The following is an 821-nucleotide window of genomic DNA, read 5'->3' on the forward strand; positions in this document are numbered from 1 at the left end:
GAGTCCCACGGCAGCGTGTAGGTGAAGACCTGTGCCTTGCCGCCGAGCGTGTCGATTTCCGAGCAGGCGACGCGTTCGACCAGCGTTTCCTTGCGCTGCCGGTAGGCGATGAGGTCGGCGACCGAAACCTGCTTGAGGCCATGCTCCTCGGCGAAAGCCTGCACCTGCGGACCGCGCTTGACGGTGCCGTCATCATTGACCAGCTCGGAAATGACGCCAACCGGCGGCAGGCCGGCGAGCTTGCACAGATCGACCGCTGCTTCGGTATGGCCTGAGCGCATCAGCACGCCGCCTTCGCGCGCGATCAGCGGGAAGATGTGGCCGGGGCGGACGAAATCCGAGCCACCGACATTGCCGTTGGCAAGATTGCGAACGGTCAAAGTGCGATCTTCGGCCGAGATGCCGGTCGTGGTGCCATGCTTGAAATCGACACTGACGGTGAAAGCGGTGGTGTGGGCGGAATCGTTGTCGGCGACCATGGGGGCAAGGTTCAGCCGCTTGGCTTCTTCGCGCGGCATCGGCGTACAGACGATGCCGGAGGTGTGGCGAACGATGAACGCCATCTTTTCGGGCGTGCAGTGGACAGCGGCGACGATCAGGTCGCCCTCGTTCTCGCGCCCGTCATCATCCATGACGACGACGATCTCGCCGCGTTCGAAAGCACGCAGGGCTTCGACGATTTTCTTCTGGTCGTAAGGCATAAGTGCTCGCTTTGCTCGCAGGGGAATAAGGGAGTAGGGCAGTAAGGGAGTAGGGAAAAGCAAAAAGATTTGGCCGGCCGGGCTAAGAGCGCAACATATTCCCCTATTCCCCTATTCCCC

Annotated in this window: 1 protein-coding gene; it reads right to left on the reverse strand. The window is 61.6% G+C overall.

Annotated elements, in window-relative coordinates; genetic code table 11:
* The coding region (gene ribB, locus EN879_RS37625; RefSeq protein WP_127274797.1) for a 3,4-dihydroxy-2-butanone-4-phosphate synthase at positions 1-701 on the reverse strand (701 nt) is incomplete at its 3' end.
* Positions 702-821 lie beyond the last annotated feature (120 nt).

Source organism: Mesorhizobium sp. M7A.F.Ca.AU.002.02.1.1, assembly GCF_003998535.1.
Classification (GTDB): domain Bacteria; phylum Pseudomonadota; class Alphaproteobacteria; order Rhizobiales; family Rhizobiaceae; genus Mesorhizobium; species Mesorhizobium ciceri.